This is a genomic window from Paenibacillus sp. J2R1T-4 (assembly GCF_059692235.1).
This window is the reverse complement of the sequence record NZ_JCAUBA010000019.1, coordinates 59725-80336: the sequence shown is the minus strand read 5'-3', so window position 1 is coordinate 80336 and position 20612 is coordinate 59725. Positions and strand designations below refer to the sequence as shown.

At 48.4% G+C, this 20612-nt stretch carries 14 protein-coding genes; all 14 read left to right on the top strand.

All coding sequences use genetic code 11. The features are described 5' to 3' along the window. Positions 1–30: 30 nt before the first annotated feature. The 14 genes from AC58QD_RS25475 to AC58QD_RS25410 all read left to right on the top strand — a co-directional run bounded on the left by AC58QD_RS25475 (position 31) and on the right by AC58QD_RS25410 (position 20545). Positions 31–414, top strand: coding sequence for a GyrI-like domain-containing protein (locus AC58QD_RS25475; RefSeq protein WP_497337840.1), 384 nt, complete (start codon positions 31–33; stop codon positions 412–414). 473 nt (positions 415–887) lie between these two features. Then, entirely contained in the window at positions 888–2498 is a 1611-nt protein-coding gene (locus AC58QD_RS25470) for a M14 family metallopeptidase (RefSeq protein WP_497337839.1), read from the top strand. Then, complete coding sequence (locus tag AC58QD_RS25465; protein ID WP_497337838.1) at positions 2495–3883, top strand: hypothetical protein; 1389 nt, start codon at positions 2495–2497, stop codon at positions 3881–3883. The genes AC58QD_RS25470 and AC58QD_RS25465 overlap by 4 nt, the downstream gene beginning before the upstream one ends. Before the next feature lie 168 nt (positions 3884–4051). Continuing rightward, entirely contained in the window at positions 4052–4252 is a 201-nt protein-coding gene (locus AC58QD_RS25460; protein WP_497337837.1) for a hypothetical protein, read from the top strand. Between the two features lie 13 nt (positions 4253–4265). After that, positions 4266–5606, top strand: coding sequence for an ABC transporter substrate-binding protein (locus tag AC58QD_RS25455; protein ID WP_497337836.1), 1341 nt, complete (start codon positions 4266–4268; stop codon positions 5604–5606). Between the two features lie 1581 nt (positions 5607–7187). Further along, complete coding sequence (locus AC58QD_RS25450; RefSeq protein WP_497337835.1) at positions 7188–8327, top strand: YhgE/Pip domain-containing protein; 1140 nt, start codon at positions 7188–7190, stop codon at positions 8325–8327. Between the two features lie 30 nt (positions 8328–8357). Beyond that, entirely contained in the window at positions 8358–8957 is a 600-nt protein-coding gene (locus AC58QD_RS25445) for a TetR family transcriptional regulator (protein WP_497337834.1), read from the top strand. Between the two features lie 177 nt (positions 8958–9134). After that, positions 9135–10067 carry a hypothetical protein gene (locus AC58QD_RS25440; RefSeq protein ID WP_497337833.1) on the top strand — a complete coding sequence of 311 codons (933 nt, stop codon included), beginning with the start codon at positions 9135–9137 and terminating at the stop codon, positions 10065–10067. A 21-nt stretch (positions 10068–10088) separates the two neighbouring features. Beyond that, positions 10089–13013: an excinuclease ABC subunit UvrA gene (gene uvrA / locus AC58QD_RS25435; RefSeq protein WP_497337832.1), complete on the top strand. Its 2925-nt coding sequence runs from the start codon at positions 10089–10091 to the stop codon at positions 13011–13013. Positions 13014–13198: 185 nt separating this feature from the next. Then, positions 13199–15112 (top strand): NHL repeat-containing protein, encoded by a 1914-nt coding sequence (locus AC58QD_RS25430; RefSeq protein ID WP_497337831.1) that lies wholly within the window; start codon positions 13199–13201, stop codon positions 15110–15112. Between the two features lie 42 nt (positions 15113–15154). Then, a complete protein-coding gene (locus tag AC58QD_RS25425; RefSeq protein WP_497337830.1) occupies positions 15155–16111 on the top strand; it encodes an ABC transporter permease in 957 nt (318 codons plus the stop codon). After that, the gene (locus AC58QD_RS25420) at positions 16111–17031 is read left to right on the top strand and encodes a carbohydrate ABC transporter permease (protein ID WP_497337829.1); all 921 of its coding nucleotides are present in this window, start codon (positions 16111–16113) and stop codon (positions 17029–17031) included. Before AC58QD_RS25425 ends, AC58QD_RS25420 begins: the two co-directional genes overlap by 1 nt. A gap of 116 nt (positions 17032–17147) precedes the next feature. After that, positions 17148–18731, top strand: coding sequence for a response regulator (locus AC58QD_RS25415; RefSeq protein ID WP_497337828.1), 1584 nt, complete (start codon positions 17148–17150; stop codon positions 18729–18731). Next, on the top strand, positions 18728–20545 hold the full coding sequence (locus AC58QD_RS25410; RefSeq protein WP_497337827.1) for a cache domain-containing sensor histidine kinase: 1818 nt from the start codon (positions 18728–18730) through the stop codon (positions 20543–20545). The genes AC58QD_RS25415 and AC58QD_RS25410 overlap by 4 nt, the downstream gene beginning before the upstream one ends. Positions 20546–20612: the final 67 nt, after the last annotated feature.

The following is a 20612-nucleotide window of genomic DNA, read 5'->3' as shown; positions in this document are numbered from 1 at the left end:
TCAAACATAAGGAGATAACGGCTTTGAGCAATGTCCTACAATAGTGAGGATGTACCCGTTGGATATTATGAATATACGGTTTTTCCACTTGAGGGCGAATGGGACTTGCTTGATCGGTCAAAACCCGCGACAGACAAAAGAGCGATTTTTGGAACAGACGAAAAGGAAAAACAAAATCCGTTCCTTGAGAAAGTTCGGTTCGAGCATGTGGAAGATGGATTGAGCTGTCAAATGATGCATATTGGAAGCTTTGACGATGAGCCGGAAAGCTTTTCGCGAATGGAAGCATTTTGTACTGAACATGGATTTATCCGTTCAAGCAAAATTCATCGGGAAATTTATTTGTCGGATCCCCGTAAGACTGAACCGTCAAAGTTGAAAACGGTGTTAAGATTCCCTGTAAACAAACCCTAATATTCGGATATTAGAATTCGACTAAGGTTCCGCTAAAACGGGGCACGATAGCATAACACAATCCCCAGCGAAGCGGCTGGCGTATACCGGTTGCCTTTTCCACGCTAAACGGGCAAAATAGTTCCAATCGCTCATCTAAACGACAGCTGCGAACCGGAAGGCGCGCCATATGCACCAACTGAACGCTTTCGCCAAAGGACCTGATCGGTAAACTTACGATCAGGTTATTCTTATGCCCTCATGCCTCGGTTTATCACGATTGTATCGTCCAAAAACAACGCTGTTGTATGCCAAATTTTTGTTTGTATATCGGCCGGAACCTCCTCTTGCTATACTCAGGGCATCGAAGGGGGGATGCCGCCGAAGGGAGCTGGCCAAGTGAGAGCCAGCCAGTTTGGAAACAGGACAGCGAAGCTTATTCACTTGAAAACGCGAGTCGGTGATCAAGCAAGAAGAAGGGGAGGGAGTACCGGTTGGAAAACATTTTGCCTATCCGCAGCCGTCTATCGCTGCAAGAAATCGCTCGTTTGCTGGCCGATTGGAAAACCAATCAACCGCGATATGCCGACGTTCGTTCGATCGGCCGAAGCGGTGGACACGACATTTGGCTGGCGGAACTAACGGACCGCAGCATCGATGCGGAGCACAAGGACGTGGTGCTCATTACGGCCATGCATACCGGAATGGAAATCTCCGGGGGGAACTCGGTGTTAATGCTTGGCAAATGGCTGCTATCGGGCGATCCGGGGGCGTTGGACATTTTGCGCCGGCAAATCGTGGTGTTGATTCCTTGTCCGAATCCGTTCTCGTACGACAAGGCGGACATCAACTATCAATTCCGCAACGAAAAAGCCGGCGATCCTTATCAGGCGCCCTGGTCTTTCGAAGGGGTCCGTGATCCGGAGCTGTATCCGGAAGCGGAAGCCGTGAGAGAAGCGATCGACCACTACCAGCCGGACGTGCTCTTCGACAGCCACGGCGTCTGGAGCGCCGGGCAAATCATGGTCGAAACGATCGGCGTGTCGGCCTTCGGGCTGTACAAAAGCTACAACCGGCGCATCGTGGACGAAATACGCGCGGCGGCGGAAGCGGCAGGTTATCCGCAGGACAGCGAGGACGACCGGGAGCGGCTGCTTCCGACGGATGCCGTTTGCAAGGAGCCCAAATGGCGGCATCATTTTCAGAACGTCAAGGAAGGGTGCAACCAGGGCATTTACGCGTACAACAAGTACCATTCGATCGTCATGTCAATCGAGGTCGCTTTCGAGGAAAGCGGGTTTCTGCGGATGCGCCGGTTGCTAGAAATCGGCAACGAACGAGCTCGGCTCGAATACTATCCGGGTTTTCCCAACCGGGGCATGAACGGGGGGCTGTTTCATTCGGTGACGGCATGGGGCGTTACGCCCGGGCAACGCCGAAGAAGCCGAGTAGAGCTGTGGGATAAGATCGGCGGCTTCACGACCGGCCTGATGCATCCCGAACTGCCGGGCCGACTGATGTACGTTTGCAGCACGTCGAGGGAAACGGACCAATCCGTATTCGAGCGAGCGTTTGGCCAGCCGATCCAGCTCTTCATCGACAGGCTGGAAGGACGCGCCAGCTTTGACGCGGGGCGGCTGCGCTCGTTCATGGAGCCGGACCCGGGGCTTTATTTGGCGCTTGATTTGCGGAAGGAGGAAGCGCTAACCGATGCCTCGCGTGTCATCCCCCATCCGGAAGATACGGGGGCGGGCGGCGCCGGCCAGCTTCAACACGGCATCGCCTTCAAGCTGCGAATTCCATATCCACGCGCGATCCTGCACGATGTATCGCTGAACGGCAACCGCTTGCCCGAATCCGAAACGGACGGCTACATCACGTGGAAAGACGGCTGCTGGACGATGGTCCAAGTGAATGTGCCGCCAGGCGCCGACAACGAGCTGGCTGTGGTGACGGTAGCGTATGACCCTGTCGACATCCGGCTAGAAGGCGTATTCGATCCCGGCCTAGGCTCGGACGCGGAGCGTGTGCCCCTCGGCGCATCGGTAGGGCAAATCAGGCCGCTGCAAGGGGCGGGCGCCGCGAAGGAGAATGGCGGCTTATGAAAACGGTGGTATCGATAGGAACGCGCGTCGAGATGTTCGTCGACGACTGGCTGATCGACGGCATGTCCGGGCTTCGTCTGAAGCTGCACGCGCCAGAGCGCAAGGAAATCGCGTTTGTTCCGGACCGCCCTTGGGAAGGTCCTACAAGCGGGTATTTCTCGGTACTTCAGGATGAGGACCGGATCCGGCTTTATTATCGCGGCTATTGCCAGGGCGAAGACAGCGATGCCAATCAGGTGACGTGTTATGCCGAAAGTGAAGATGGCCTTCGCTTCGAGCGTCCCGAACTGGGCTTGTACCCGTTCGGCGGGCATGCCAGCACCAACATCATCTTGCGGGGCGTTGCGGCGCATAACTTTTCCCCGTTCCTCGACCGGTCGCCCGAAGCCGGCAGGGAGCAGCGGTACATGGCGGTCGGGGGCGTGGGAACCGGGCCGGCGCGGTTGAATCGCAGCGAGCTGTTCGCTCTGGCTTCCGCCGATGGGCTTCATTGGCGGTATGTGAAGGAGGAGCCGATCATGACGGACGGCGGCTTCGATTCGCATAATATTGCCTTCTGGGACAGCAATAGCAAGCAATACCGCTGCTACAACCGCTATTTCCACGACGGCCGCCTGCGCGCGATCCAAAGCGCCGTATCGGAGGATTTTATCCTCTGGGGCCCGCAGCAGCGGAACGAATATGCGGCTGACGCGCCCGAAGAGCAATTTTATACCAACTCGACGCTGTTATGTCCGGGAGCCGAACACATTTACTTGTCGTTACCGATGCGTTTCGTGCCGGAGCGCCGGTTGATCGCCGAACACGCGCATCCGGGGGTCAGCGATACGTTGTTCATGACGAGCCGCGACGGCGTCCGGTGGGACCGCACGTTCAGGGAAGCGTGGCTGCGTCCCGGCTACGACAGGCGCAACTGGACCGACCGCAGCGGCATGGTGGCGAGCGGCGCCGTCGAGCTGGCGGCCGAACCCGACCTGGTGTCGTTCTACGTGACGGAGCATTACCGCTGGGACGACATGCGGCTGCGGCGCGTCACAGTCCGCAAGCACGGGTTCGCCTCGGTTCACGCCGGATACGACGGCGGCGAATTCATCACGCGTCCGTTGACGTTTGAGGGCAACCGGCTGCTGATGAATTTCTCGACTTCCGCCGCCGGTTCGATCCGAGTGGAGATGCAGGACGAGTACGGGCAGCCGATCAACGGATTCCGCCTTTCCGATATGGAGCCGATGTATGGCGATACGCTCGAGGGGACCGTTCATTGGCGCGATTGCGCCGATCTGGGGCATTGGATCGGCCGCATCGTCCGGTTCCGCTTCGAGCTGAAGGACGCCGACCTGTTCGCGATAAGGACGGAGCGGTCAGTCGGGTCCATGCTTGGATAAGCCGCAAAAGGACGCCATAAGCAAGCGTGTTGTATTTCCGCATCAGGTTTGTATAGTGCGCGGGTTTCGATTTTGTTATCGTTATAATCGAAAATCGCGCTAAACCTTGATTGCGCTCAACTTTCGCTTAATTACTCGACCTCGGCTGCAGGTTCTGTACGGGTTCAGGTGCAGGATGAAGCCGGTTATGCAATCGAGGGCTTTGCTTTTGAAGATATGGAAGCGCTTTATGGTGATCATCTCGGGGAGTCTGTAAAATGGCGTGACGGTTCTGATCTATGTGCGCTGTTCGGCCAAACGGTACGGTTTCGGTTTATGTTGCAGGATGCTGATCTCTACGCTGTCCAGATTGTGAATGAATCCAAATAGGGGAGAGGATCGTATGAACAGTCTTTTTGAATCATTGAAGCGCTATACCGTTGCTATTTCATTGTTAGTCTTACTGGCAGCTTGCAGTTCCGTTCCATCCGGCAAATCCGAAGGGACGCCTGCTCCCCAAGTCAAAGAACCTGAGAAACAGATAGAGATTACGATTTATACGATGGCAGCCGACTCGGAAGAATACTTTAATCAGCGGTTTGGCAACGCGCTTCGTAAAAGGTTCTCGAACTATACAATCAAGTATATCACCGATACGGTCGGCACCAATGCTGAGAAGATGACTAGACTTGTGGCGAATAATACGTATATGGACTTGATTTTCACGACGAATGGTTGGCATGAGAAGCAGCTATTTCAGTACGGCTACGCAACTGACATGAGTGAGTTGATCAAAACCCACAAGCTGGACTTGAACCAGTTCAACCCGTCGTATAGTGAAATGTTTAAAGCATACGGAGGCAAAGTGTATTTCCTGCCTGTGCAAGCCGATATTCCGCTTCTGTACTACAACAAAACCCTATTCGACAAGTTTGGGGTCCCCTATCCAAAAGACGGTATGACTTGGGAGGAAATGTATGATATCTCAAAACGGATGACTCGAAATGATGGAGGGGTTAAATATTCCGGTTATATCCCTTCCATGGTATACATGTTTGCAGGGAATCCACTCTCCATCCCTTATTTGAAATCGGGAACGACTACGCCAACGATCAATTCGGATGAGCGGTGGAAAACATTTTTCCAAAAATACATTGCAGATGCAGCGAGCACAGCGGATAAAGGATATTTCAAAGGGCTCAATGATTACAATGAGTTCAAGGACGGCAAAAGCGCGATGGCTACGCTGGTAACCGCCAATATGATTTCATCGAAGGCGTTGCTGGAAACGATGAATTTTGATTTTGTGTCGATGCCGGTGTTGAAGGATGCGTTGAAAATCGGGCCCCAGGCATTGTCCGTAAACATGTCCATTAGTAAGATATCCAAAAATAAAGATGCAGCGATGGAAGTATTGAAATATATCGTTTCTGATGAAGTTCAGAGCGGCTTAGCCAAGATCGGTATTGTTCCGGTCGTGAAAAACGTCGAGGTGCAAAAACTGCTGGGAACAGAAAGTGCATTCAAGGAGAAAAACTGGAAAACCGTGTTCCAAAATCAGTGGGCAAACAACACCTATTATGGGTCCATGTTGATCGATCTGAGAGGGATTTATATCAAGTATGGCAATGAGGTGCTATACGGAAACATGGATATCAATACAGCGCTTCGAATGGCTGAAGAAGAGGCGACTAAGAAAGCAAACGATCTAAAAGGAATAATGGTGGTAGACAACATATTTTAAAATTGTCCATCTGCTGAAACAATCAAGTCCGCGAAAATTGCGGGCTTTTTTATTTATTGGATCCGGCGGCGAGCAAATGGCAAGAATGTTGTATGCCGCTCGTTTTAAGACCTAAGCATTAGAAAAGCGGAGAGATCCGCTTTTTTTTGTCTAGTAAGAGCATTTAAGGTTCTGCCTCATTAAACTAATAGAAATCGTATCGTGATCAAAGAGGAATTATTGCTGTATTCTTGCAAATTTCTGAGAGTCTGCGACTTGAATCTATTAATACGTGTTAATCATAATGCAAGGGTATTTCCTTTATATTCCATCTATCTGCATTAAGGGGTGATTGTATTGAGAGTAATGATTTCAAATTTGCGACTGTTTTAACAGTTGAGGACGGAAAAATCCAAAACAATTTGGCATTACACAGCGATTACCATTAAATTGATAAAAATATGTTCAGCACAATGGCGACCATTTCTGAATCTGAGCCCAACGATGCTTATAATGCGTGGGGGGTTCTAACAACCAGCAGTGGGGATTCACTTAATGGCTCTTTGTCATCGAATGGAGACGCCGAGGACTGGTGGAAGTTTACAGTCAATTATAAGTTTTGGATAAACTTGTGGTTGGAAGTTCCAACGGGAAGTGACTATGATATTTTTGTATACAACTCCAAAAATTTGAGGCCGGGTTGGATAATAAGCTTCCTCGGTATGATTTGATTTTCTCACGCATGCTCGCTTATTCGCAGGATTTCATCCTCTTGGTTAGTGTTGATATTATTCGAACTTTAGGAATCGGAATTGTGCGCGAGCAAAAATCAATAACACAATCTTCGAAATACTTAGATTTTTACACTATGCACGGATTTGATAATGAAACTTTTATGCATTTTGTTAATTTCAGCATTCAGGGACAAAGGGACTTCATCAATAAAGTTCGCATGTCGTCTTACTACTTTGGAAATAAGCCACGCGATCAATTTAGTAAATATCTAAATTATTGCAAAGAGTATTTACACTACAACTTCCATAGTACTCTTCACCAACTTTTAAGTCGATGCCCATACCACGACGAAAGAATAAGAAGTACCTGTATACAATGCAATCAAAGGATTCTTTATTCATTTAAGTATAAATGTCATTTTCAATGCTCGTGTGGTAACATACTGACAAAGGATAGTAGATGTGAAAATTGGAACATAAAGTTCGAAATAAAAAATGATCTTTTTCTCCGTGAATATTTAACCAACCTAGAAACTAAATAAATCATAAATAAAGGGTTAATCTACAACGAATTGTAGATTAACCCTTTTAGTTATGAGTGCTTTTTTGTTCGTAATAATGGATATGTACCGTTTGAAGAATAGACTTTATGTAATTTCGGGACTTTCTTGTCGTAAAAAATATGCAGTGTAAACTTAAAAGGGATTTTCTTGTCGCTAAAGAGGGGACTTTCTCGTCGTTGTACTTTAATTTTTTATTTGTAATGTCATCTGAAGAGAATTGACTGATTGAGATCTTTTTGATAAATTATTAAACAAACGTTTGATTTAAACGATCGTTTTAATTATAGAAGGAGATGAAACCGAAGATGCTTCAAGCATTGAGAGCTTTTCTTAAGAGACCTACCACAATAGTAGGGATCGCAACTGCTTTGATGTTTCAATTGATTTTTAGTTTAGTATGGATGACGGGGTATGATGGGATTACGGATAATGCGTCCCATTTGAAGATTAGCATAGTGAACGAGGATTCGACTGTAGGGAAACAAATCAGCGCCAACCTGCAACAAACTCTGCCATTCCAACTGCAAGCTGTGACGTCACTTGAAGATGCCAAGCAGCAATTGGATAAACGTGAAGTACAAATGGTGTTGTACATACCGTCTGAGTTCACTAAACAACTGCAGACCTCTGGTCAGAAGGGGCAATTGCAGTACTGGATTAACGAATCCAATCCCGCTATGATCAAGAGCATGATGCAAAGTGTAGCTGCTGCGGTTACAGCTAATGTGAACAAGGAAGCTATCGGTGCAGGTGCAGAAGCAATATTGGTCCAGATGAACACACCCGCTGCTCAGGCGAAAGGAATTGCACAGGGTTTAGCGGAGAAGGTAACGGCCGATATGCATTATATCAACCCGGTCTCCAATATGTCGAATCAGATGATTCCCATGATGATGGTTCTGGCTTCTTATGTAGGGTCGATGATTATGGCCATGAACATTCAGCAGTCCTCTCTGCAGATCGGCACCACCTTCACACGTATGCAGAAGTTCACCGCTCGTGCTATCATTAACGTAGTGTCCGCTGTCGGAATTGCACTGATTGGCTCTTCCCTTGTTCTGCTGTTGGGCGGGCATGCGGTCAAAGGCTTCCTCGTTATGTGGGGATTCCAGACGCTTTTCTTGATGTGCTTCATGTTCTTCGCGCAAATTTTCCTGCTTCTATTCGGTAACGCAGGAATGTTATTCAATATCGTTGTCTTGTCCGCTCAGCTCGTATCTTCCGGTGCCATGGTGCCAAGAGAGCTGCTTTCCGACTTTTATCATGGACTCAGCTTGTATTTGCCGGCCACGTATGCAGTTCAAGGAAATATGAACTTACTCTTCGGTGGACCCTCGGTAGCTGGACCTTCATGGGGACTGCTAATGATTATGCTGGCTTCTGTAGCTGTGGGGGTCGTGATCACGGCGTTGAAGAAGGAAAGAAGTCACGCTCGAGCAACCTAGCAGCATTCAGAATAGGAGATGGTCAACCATATGCCTCCCGCTGATCGTGATATGAAAATCAAAATATTGATGTCTGCCAAACATTTATTTGCTCGACAAGGATTTGATAATACGTCTGTTCGACAAATTTGCGAGGATGCAGGTGCGAATGTATCGCTAGTCTCTTATTATTTTGGCGGTAAGGACAACTTGTTCTATGAGCTGTTTAATACATTTTTTCCGGGAAAAGCGCAGCTGGATGAGTACTCTCATTTATGGTCTGAGCCGTTCGCCGGGTTGAAGACGCTGATCCAAGAGGTCATTCGTTACCGGATGAGTGAGCCGGAGATGATTTTATTGCTGCAGCAGGAAATATTCAAAAATTCGCATCGCATCGAGCACATTCGCAAGTTTTCTTTTCCGGTGTGGCAGGTGTTAAGAGAATTGTTGGAGCGGGGTAAAGAACAAGGCGTCTTCCGTTACAGATCCTTGGACAATACAATGTTCTTCATAATGGGGACGATCCTTTTTCACAAGCATACGGAATACTTCAAGCCATTGCTGGCAGAAGAGCCTCCTTCTCTGGATGAGCTTGTCCAGGATACGCTGCATTTCGTCATGCAAGGTCTCGGTGCTGTGGCGGAGGAATAGTTCGTTCAGCATTTAATAGGTAATACTGTAACGTTTGGAGTTGTCTCTTTTGGTGAAATAACCTGGGATTCAGCTCTTTTTTTGTCCAAAAAAAAGAATTCATAATTTCCATGGGAAATATTTACACGCGAACAAGTGTGCGGTATAGTAGGATAGAGAGAGGAGGGGACCGTTGTCATGAGCACAGCAATTAACGCAGCCTATAAGGAAGCCCTGCAAGCCTTCGTGGATAAAGTAAAGCAGGATGATCAGATCATCGCGGCGATCCTGCTCGGCAGCCTGTCATACGATCAGGTATGGGAGAAGTCGGATATTGATATGAAGCTGATTGTGCATGATCAGAAGCTTGTCAAGAACAACATGTGTTTTGTGGAGAATGGAATCCCCATTAACGCAAGTATCCAGACTCGTGATGAGTTCAAGCGATGGGTTGAGAAGTCGGTATCGACCTCCTTCAGCCATTCCTACTTGCTTCGGGGGACTTTGCTCTTCACCAAGGACAAGTCACTCGAGGATTACTTTGCGAATATCCACTATATAGGGGAGCGGGATCGGCAGTTTCAACTGCTGCAGCTTGGCTGTATTCTGCTTACCTCAGTGGCTAAGGCTGAGAAATGGTTTCAGGTCAAACGTGACTTTACATACAGCGCCTTCTGGATCATCAAGATGATTGACATCTTGGCGCAGATCGAAGTGATTCGTCATAAGGAGGTTCCAATTCGGGAATCCGTCCAGCAGGCGATGAAGTACAACCCGGAATTTTTCCGAGCCATCTATGAGGATTTGGTCAGTGGCCCTGTGGACCAATTGAAGGTTCAGTCGGCGTTAGCTTTGGTCAAGGAGTTTGTCCAGAAGAGGGAGATGGAGCTGTTCCGGCCGATTCTGGATTATTTGAGGCAAGAACAGGATGTGCGGTCGATCTCCGAGATGACCGAGAGACTGAGCACCATAGTCAGGATCGAAGCGGGATTGCTGGAGATGGCTTGCAGCTGGCTCGTTGAGCGTGAGCACATCATACAGGTACCCGTCCATGTGAAGCCTACGCCGAAGAGCAGATTATTCCTGGATGAACCTGGATATTTGCTTCAGGATGAGGAAGATTTTATATAACCAAAGGAGTGTAGGCAACGAGTGAAAACAAGTATTGAGGTCCGGGGTGCCAGGCAGAACAATTTGAAGAATATAGATGTGAATATTCCGAGGGATCGATTGACGGTTATTACGGGTGTCAGCGGTTCAGGGAAATCATCGCTTGCGTTCGAGGTTATTTATGGTGAAGGACAGCGCCGCTTTCTGGAGTCACTGTCGACATTCGCCAAGAGCCGAATGAATCAGCTGAAGAAGCCGGATGTAGACTTTGTATTCGGACTTTCGCCTGTTATTGCAATTGAGCAGAAGAAGGGCAACCAGAATCCGCGATCTACGGTAGGGACGATGACGGATTTATATGATTTTTTGCGGTTGTTGTATGCTTCCTCTGGTGAAGCATGCTGTCCGTTCTGTCAGCATCCGATCAATACCAAGACGGTCAATCAGATGATCGATCATTTGCAAGCGCTGCCAGAGGGGACGCAGTTAGAGGTGCTCGCCCCGATATTCAAGCTGTACGATGAAGATTATCAGACTCTGTTCGATGAGATTCGCGGGAAAGGCTTCCGTACGGTTATGATCGATGGGAAGAACCATAACCTGAGCGATCCGATAGAGCTTGATGACGAGGAAGACTATCAGATGGAGGTCGTGGTAGACAAGGTTGTCGTTACACCTACTCTGTTCAAATCGCTGTCCAAAACGATAGAGAATAGCTTAAATTTGATCGGAGAAGGCTTCATCCGTTTCGAGATTGTACATTCCGAGGGAAATAAGCCCGTTGATATGCATGCGTTCTACAAGGATTTCGGCTGTCCGACCCACCATCTGGTTCTAGGTGAGCTTCATCCTTCCTATTTCTCTTTCAATGATCCAGGAAGCGCATGCCGAACTTGCGGCGGGATCGGCACTTATTTGCGGACTGAGAAACGGTTTTTGATTAAGAATGCTGAGAAAAGCGTGAATAAGGGCGCTCTGGACCCTTCTCTATTTGGGCCAAGCGCGAAGAAATCCTACAAGGGGATGTTCCTTCACAGCTTATTCGTACACTATGGATACAGCCTGGATACGCCTTTCAATGAATTATCCGAGGACTTTGTCGATATCTTCTTCCATGGGACAAGAGGCGAGCAGTTTCCCATTCTGCAGACCAATGCGGATTCCCGTCACGCCATGAGAGAGGTTGGCCAGATGAGGAGATATCATGGAATGGTCGCCCAGGTGAACCGTTGGTACAAATGGTTTGTGAAGAAGAGGGCTGGAATTGGCGGGGATAGTGAATTTTTCAAGCGAGTGATGGTAGAGAATACTTGTCCGGACTGTGAAGGGAGAAAGCTGAAACCCCAACGATTCTGCGTACAAATTGGGGGGAAGGATATCCATGAGCTCTGCAGCGTTCCATTAAAAGAGCTGAAGCTGTTCCTGGATGACGTTACATTCTCAGCTGAGAAGCAGCAGGTCGGAGCTCAGATTGTAAGTGAAATTGCCACAAGGCTGAACTTATTGATCGATATTGGACTGGAGTATCTCAATCTCGGCCGCAGATCAGACACGATATCGGGTGGAGAGGCACAGCGTATCCGGTTGTCCACGCAGATCAGTTCAGGACTGATGGGAATGCTTTATGTGCTGGATGAGCCTAGTATTGGACTTCATGCAAGAGATTCCTTGAAGATTGTGCAGACGCTTAAGAAGCTGAGAGATATCGGCAACACGATAATCGTAGTGGAGCATGATATAGATACGATCCGCAGCGCTGATCACATTATCGAGATTGGCCCTGGTCCCGGTGAACGAGGGGGTCAAGTCATTGCCCAAGGCACGGCTGACAAATTGCGCAAGTCGAAGGGATCGCTGACAGGTGCCTTCCTGTCCGGGAACAGGAGAATCGAAGTTCCTTCTCAAAGGAGAGTGCCGGCTGGGTTGTTCCTCAGCATTAGAGGGGCTAGAGCCAATAACCTGCGCAGTGTTAATGTTGATATTCCACTAGGTATTCTTACTTGTGTTACGGGTGTTTCTGGTTCAGGGAAGAGCACGTTGATCAATGAGGTGTTGTACAAGCAGCTATATGGCGTATTTCAGGATCAACGCATTGTTCCAGGGGAGCATGATACGATCGAAGGCGCCGAGCATTTGTCGGGTATCATTAACATCGACCAATCCCCTATCGGGAGAAGTACGCGTTCTAATCCTGCCACTTATGTCGGTTTCTTCGACCGAATCCGGGAGTTATATGCGGATACCGATGAAGCCAAGGATAGGGGACTCGGTAAGAACGAATTCAGCTTCAATCAGAAGAACGGCCGCTGCGAGCATTGTCAGGGAGAAGGGATTGTGACGACACAGCTTCAGTTCATGGCTGACATCGAATCCGTTTGCCCTTCTTGTAAAGGAGCCCGATTCAATAACGAGGTGCTCGAGGTCAAGCTGAATGGGAAGAGCATTTCTGAAGTGCTCGAGCTGAGCATTGAAGAGGCGGTTACGTTCTTCGCCGATCAGACGTACATTCTGCATAAGCTCAATGTATTGAATCAATTGGGTCTAGGGTATCTCAAGCTGGGGCAATCCTCTACAACGCTCTCAGGAGGAGAGGCACAGAGAATCAAGCTCGCGACTGAGATTGGCAAGCTGAAGCGCGGCTCGCATAATCTGTATATTCTCGACGAGCCTACAACGGGCTTACATCTGCATGATATTCAGAAGCTCATTGATTGCTTGAATCAACTCGTGGAGAACGGTCACACGGTTCTAGTTATTGAGCATCATCTGGATGTAATCAAAGTGGCTGATTACCTGATCGATATGGGACCTGAAGGCGGCAAGGACGGTGGATCCGTAGTGGCTCAAGGCACGCCAGAGCAAGTAGCTGCTGTAGAAGAGTCACATACCGGCCGATTCCTTAAGACTGTTCTGTCAACGGACAATCGATATTGGAATGAGAAAGTTCTTCAGACGACGAATGCTTAAGTGAATAAATATAAGAAGAAGCCCGCTACCTACAAGCGGGCTTCTTCCTTGTGGTATGAAACTGAATAAGCTCTTTACGAAAACATAACATTTTCCTCATTTCCCGAAGATCGTCCTGTTTCTTTTTCAGCTCACCCGGGCCACAATTAAAACAGTCTATTATTATTCGAAGGGGTGTCCTAGATATGGAACAATGGACGGACGAAGTTCTGCAGCAAGCTGCGGATCTCGGAGACGGGGTACCCATCCCGTTGACGCAGGGTGCCGTATTCCAATACAGGGATGGCCGCAATGAATTGTATCTATTTGTAAACGGTTCACCGGGAACGTTTTATGCGTTTGAGGCTGAGACAGGCCGGCGCATCCATGCGGAGAAAGTACCGGGGGTGGATTCTGTCACTTCCCTGTTAGCTGCATCCGACCAGAGAGTGTATTTTTCGGGACCGCAAACATTGTTCCGATATAATCCAGAGCAATGCAGGGTAGAGAGCCTTGGTGACAATCCATGTAATAGCAAGACGGTTTGGGCGCTCGAAGAAGCCGAAGCTGGAATGATATTCGGAGCGTGTTATCCGGAAAGCAAAATGTTCTCATATAGCATGGAGAATGGAATATTTGAAGATCTGGGTTCCATGAAAGAAGGCGAGCAGTATGCCAGAGGGATCACGGCGGCGGAAGACCATCGTCTTCTGGTAGGAATCGGCACCACGGGAGGCGTGGTAGAATATTGCCGAATTACGAAAGCAAAGACGGAGCTCCCGCTTTCTAACGCAGCTGGTTTGGAAACGGTATACAAGGCATACGTGATTGGATCACGGTTGTTTATCAGCACCGGAATTGAAGTCAGAGTCTACGATCGGGACAGCCTCTCCTTAATCCGGGTGCTGGCGGCTGATTATCTTATAAGCGGTCCTGACCCGAATGCGCCGGATAAGGTGTATTTCAAAAGCAATACCAGGTTGTACGCCTACAATTGGACTTCTGATATTGTGACGGCCATAGACGGCTTGCCTCCACTTCCTGAAACCGGCATCAAGGCGTTTCGTTGGCTCAAGTTGACGGAGGGGGATGACGCGGGCAGAACCGTGTTGGCTGGGATCGCTGCTTATACGGAAACGATATTGTTCGATCCCACTGATGGTTGGTGTCGCATTATATCCCCTGAGGTTGATGCTGAAGGGGTTGAGATTCAGTCACTGGAATGCTCCCCGGATGGCCTTCTTTTCCTTGGAGGATATCAGAGGGGAATGAGTGTGTTCGATCCGGATACCGACCGATTGAAGCGTGTGTTACCAGCGTTTCATCAGCCTGAAGGAATTACGTTCTGGGACGGAGTTCCCGTGTTCGGCACTTACCGTCACGCTCGTATGTACGCTGGGGACTGGGAACAGACGGAAGGTCCCGAATTCGTACTGGAAATCGGAGAACGTCAAGACCGTCCCTTCGCTCTTCTGCCTCATGGCGATCAGCTGTATGTGGGCACGATCCCGACTTACGGGGAGCAAGGGGGAACGGTCGCGATATGCTCCAAGACTGAATCCGGAGAATGGACTGCTGAAGTGCATCGCGGCATTGTAGAGAACCAGAGCATAACCGGCTTGGCTGTCCTCAATGGCAAGCTGTTCGGAGGAACTTCGACGATGGGCGGACTCGGAATTGCACCCAAGGCTGATTCGGCTGTTCTGTTCCTATGGGACTTGGAGCAACGCACTAAGATAAAGGAATGGGTGCCTCATATTCCTGGACTGATCCGAGCTCCTCAATTAATAGGCTCGCTAACATTCGGGCCCGATGGACTTCTTTGGGGGGCTATGGATGCAGATGCAGCAATATTTGCTCTTCACCCCGACACATTGGAAGTAGTGAAGACGAAACGGCTTTATCCCGAAGCTAATCCAGGCAGCCGTTGGAGACCCTATTACATGCGTTGGGGGAAGGACGGTTTACTCTACACGTCAGCGGGAAGACGGATATCCGTTGTAGATCCGGATTCTATGGAACATCAATTGTTAGCCGAGCGATCGGATCTATTCTGCCTTACTTCCGAGGGAGCGTTGTACTATACCAGAGGCAGCCGTCTATATAAATTGAAGCCATAATCCTATTGCCCACAATCTTTTAATGGAAAGGAAGACACTTACATGGATACAGTAACCCCGTCATCGAAACCGGCGGCCAAAGTCCATAATCCCAAGCCGAGCAAGATAAAGGCTGTTCGTAAAGATTGGGACTTGTACTTAATGCTCGTGCCCGGGCTTGCTTTTATTCTTTTATTTAAATACACCCCTATGTACGGTTTGCTTATCGCTTTTCAGGACTTCAGTATTTTCAGGGGAATATCGGATAGTCCATGGGTCGGATTGAAGCATTTCGAAAAACTTATGGTTAACGACCAGTTTCTAAGCGTAGTAAGCAATACGATTATCATTAGCGTGCTGAAGTTGTTATTCTTATTCCCGGCTCCGATTATCGTGGCTATGCTGCTTAATGAGCTTCGTGTCATGATGTTCAAACGAGTAATCCAGTCCGTTATGTATTTGCCTCATTTTATTTCTTGGGTTATCGTGAGCGGGTTGTTCATCAACATGCTTTCGCTTAACGGGGGGATTGTCAATGCCGTGATCGTAAAGTTGGGCGGGAGTCCTATCCCTTTCTTTATGGATCAGGATCTGTTCCGTCCATTGCTTGTCGTGACAGAAGGCTGGAAGGAAATAGGCTGGGGAACGATTATTTATTTGGCTGCTATTGCAGGTATCGATCCGCAGCAGTATGAGGCCGCCAAGATGGACGGTGCGAACAAGTTTCGTCAAATGTGGCATATTACCCTTCCAGGGATCGCCTCTACAGTCGTTCTGATGCTCATTCTCCGATTAGGCAATATGCTTGAGGCAGGTACGGAGCAAATTCTAGTCATGTATAACCCTGTTGTCTACAATGTTGCGGATGTTATTGGAACGTATGTATATCGGGTCGGGTTAGGCGCATCCGACTATAGCTTCTCCACAGCAGTTGGACTTTTCGAATCCGTTGTAGGCTTCATTCTTGTTATTACCGGCAACTATTTGAGTAAAAAATATATGCAAAGGAGCATCTGGTAATGGCGAATACCCACTCTTCTGCTAGAAAAAGCGGGAACCTAATCAAAGAGTCGTTCGGCGAACGCGTGTTCATTGTGCTGAACTATGCTTTTTTTATCCTGCTTGGGATGACCACCTTGTTTCCTTTCCTGAACGTTATTGCCAAGTCTCTGAGCGGTGAGGCTGCTGTTGTGTCCGGGATCGTCACAATCTTTCCGATCGACTTCCAGCTTGGCACTTACAAATTAGTAATGGGCAATAAAATGTTCCTTAACTCGTTCAAAATCACCATTTTCATCACAGTAGTAGGCACGTTTGCAGCTTTGTTCATGACCGCACTTGCCGCCTATCCATTGTCGAAGCCAGGTTTGCAGTGGAGAAAGCCGATATTGCTTCTTTACGTGTTCACGATGCTGTTCAATGGAGGCTTGATTCCTTCCTATCTGCTTATGCAAAACCTGAATCTGGTCAATACGATCGGGGTCTTGATTCTGCCGGGCATGATCAGTGTCTTCTATATGCTAATTGTCAAAAACTTCTTCGAGGCGCTGCCTGAGAGCTTGGAGGAATCGGCCAAACTTGACGGAGCCAGCAATATAAGAATACTATTAAGTATTGTACTCCCCTTGTCCAAGCCGGTGCTGGCTACGGTTGGCTTGTTCTACGCCGTCGGACAATGGAACAGCTACTTCGCCGCAATGGTGTATATCACCGACCCGGAGTTGAAGCCGCTACAGCTTTACTTGAAGGAGCTCATCGCTTCTACCAATGAAGTGTTGAAGATGTCAGGTGAGATCGACGTCAGCGCAGAACTGAACAAAACGCCCGAAGCGGTGCAGGCCGCCTCGATTATTACAGCAACGGTACCGATTCTACTGGTGTATCCTTTCCTGCAAAAGCATTTCGTTAAAGGCGTTATGGTAGGTTCCGTCAAAGGTTAACAACGATCAGATTAACTAGAATAGTCCGTGTGAGGCTATCCCAATTTATGGGTTTAGCCTTGCCTGGGCTTGTTTTCATTTTATAATCCCTATCCAGGAAGGAGCGATTTCAACATATGCTGAAGGTCATGCTGGTAGACGATGAATTTATGACAAGAGAAGGCCTTAGGGAATTTGTATCGTGGAATCAACTCGGACTGGAGGTGGCGGGAGAAGCGGAAGACGGAATAGAAGCATTGGAGCGAATCGAATCGATTAGGCCGGATATCGTTCTTTGCGATGTACGCATGCCAAGAATGGATGGAATTGAACTGGCTTCCCGGATCAAAACATTGCTTCCTGACTGTAAGCTGATCTTCCTTAGCGGTTATTCGGATACGGAATATTTGAAATCGGCGATCAAGCTTAATGTGGTGGATTATCTGGAAAAACCCGTACAAATAACGGAGCTGGAGACGCTTTTGACCCAAGTAGCCCAGCAAATTGTGGAATCCAGACAGCAGCAAGACCTGTATGTTCTGATTGCGGAAGAGCTCGATCGCAGCAAGCCGCAGCTAACGGCTCATCTATTGAGGAAGCTCGTTGACATTTCTTCTCCTGAAGAAGTCGATGGAGAGGCCGTACAGATGGAGCTTAAACGGATCGATGAGCACTTTCCGGTTGAAGGCAAAGTCATTTGCTGTGTGTTTAGAATGAAGTCGGCCGGTCAGTGGGAGGATTGGCATGAAACTGTCCATGAAACTGCGAAGGCGGAGGGATTGCATGTACTGGCTGCTGAATGGGACGGAACAGGTGTTATATGTGCAGCAGTAGAATCCGTTCGTCATATGGACGGTCTGGCGCTGTGGCTGAATAAGTTGACTGGAAAAGCAAAGGGTGAGCATGATCGGGGAGTAGCTGCGGCAGTCGGTGAGGCCGTTCCTAACCTCTCCCTTCTTGGCATATCGTATAGGCAAGCGGTTCAAGCCCTTCAATATAAGTTTTATAGAGGCTGGAACATGTCTTTCTGGTATCGGGAGCTCGCTCAGCCTGGAAGAAATAAGCTCTTGCTGTTCGATAAGCAGCAGTTCATTCGATATGAGGAAGCGCTGATGCAGCAAAAAATGAATGAAGCGATCGAGGTGTTGGATCAAACGGTTAATGATCTGCTTCTGTTCCCGACCTTGGAAGTAGCTGCGGTGCGCAAAAAGCTGTTTCGTTGGTATGCCGCCATGACCAAGCATTACCCGGAGGCAATGTGGGAATTCGAGGCGGATGAGCTTTGGTCGGAAGTATTCGTTACAGGGGAGCTGTATACCATCCGGAATTTCATGATGAGACGACTGGAGATTATTCAGGAATCACTGGAGCCGCACAAGCAAGGCACGGAGAAGTCGGTCATTCGGGAGATCATCCGGTACGTCCATGATAATTACAGCAATGACGTCTCCATCTCCGCTATTGCAGGGCATGTATATTTGGCTCCTACTTATTTGTGCATCTTGTTCAAGAAGGAAACGGGTATTTCCATGAACGACTATATTACACAGTTCCGGGTCGAACAAGCCAAACGGCTTCTCGGAGACCGTAAATATAAGCTCTATGAGATCGCTAATAAGATCGGGTATCAAGATCCGAACTATTTTGCCAAAGTGTTCCGGAAGCAGACCGGTGTTAATCCTTCGGAATACCGGGAAATGATGGAGAGACGGACCATATGAAACCCATACTTCCAATAAGAAGTTTTTTCAATAATCTCAAAATCAAATATAAGCTGTTGCTGTCGTATGTCCTGCTTATCTTGCTTGCTGTCCTGACCCTTACTAGTCTGGCCTATTACAAAACGTCAGGTATGATCGAGGAGAGGGTAGTTGAATCTACCAAGAAGTCTTTCGAACAAGCGAACACGTTCATTACCTATAAGCTGAACAGTATCAAAGATGTCTCCAGCATCCTGTTCCTGAACAGGGAGTTGAACCAGACACTGGCCAAAGAAGGTCCGGATTATAAGTTAGCGGAACAAATCGACGATTATCATAAGCTGCTGGAGATCATACGCTCGGTGCAAACCAGCAGCAGGGAAATATTCAGTATCCGGGTCTATGCACAGAACGAAGCTATCTATACACGGGAAAACAGAACGATCATGAATATGTCCGAAATCGTGCAGTCCGATTGGTATAGCTCCATGCTCTCCAATACTGACGGCATTTATTGCAGGCCCACTTATGAGCACGACTATGGGGACGAGAGGAAAATAGCCAACATTATTTCGTGTGTAAGGCCTCTTCAGAATGGGGGAGTAAGCGGCAAAGTCCTTGGTGTTGTAGTGTTGGACATCGATGAGCAAATGATCAGCCAAATCATCGAGAGGACGGACATTACAAACAGCGGATCGGTATATCTGATTGATAACAATGGTTCTGTAATCTCGGCATTGGACAAAACCAAGCTCGGAAAGCCTCTGGATTCCATGAATACGATGCCGGCCAGGTTATGGGAGCAAAACGAAGGAACAGAGAACATAAGAATTGCAGGCCAATCTCACATTGTCACTCAAAAACACGTCGAGGGGACGGCGTGGCGTCTTGTTGCGATTATTCCGAACGAGGAAATATTAGCGCAGACGAGTGAGTTGGCCCGATCTTTGCTTATCGTCCTTGGAATTGTCGTCCTGCTGGCTATCCCAACGGCCTTGTGGATCTCTAACGGGATGACGCGGCGTATTCGCGACCTGCTTGTGCAGATCCGCAAGATTGAGGATGAGAAGTGGGAACAGAATCCGCCTCCGAGCAGCTCCGATGAGATCGGGGTGCTGCAGAATCATTTGAATCGAATGAGCGACAATATCCAGAGCTTGATACGAGAGAAATATCAGGAGCAGGTCCTGAAGAAGAGTGCTGAGTTAAAGGCGCTGCAGGCACAGATCAATCCGCATTTTTTATACAATACACTCGATATGATCCATTGGCAGGCGATGAAGCACAATGCGCCGGACATAAGTGAAGTCGTCGCCCAATTGGCCAAGTTTTTCCGGTTAAGTCTAAGTATGGGCAAGGATGTTATCACTATACGGGATGAGCTGGAGCATGTCCGGATCTACCTGGACATTCAATCCAGACGCTTCGGCGGAAAGATTGATTACCGGATTGAGACGGACCCGTATGCGGAGTCATGCGCAACCGTTAAGCTGATTCTTCAGCCGCTGGTGGAGAACGCCATCCTTCATGGCATCCAGGAGCGGCCTGATAAGACGGGGATAATCATAATCAAAGTCGAGATGCTCCCCGATCTTCAAACCATTCTGCTGACTGTTAGTGATGACGGTGTAGGTATGGAGGCCGAGCAGATAGATAAATTAACACTAAGGCCTCATACAAAAGGATACGGTGTTTGGAATGTGGTTGAGAAAATCAAGCTGTACTTCGGGGAACAATACGGGCTGACATTCGACAGCCGGCTTGGCCATGGCACGACAGTTAGAATTGTCATTCCCGCTGTCTTGTATGATAGCCTTAATAAAGAACTGGAATAGGTCCATGCAGACTTAGGACAACAAACGGAGTGACTTGGAACAAATACTTTTCGATTACTACATGTTA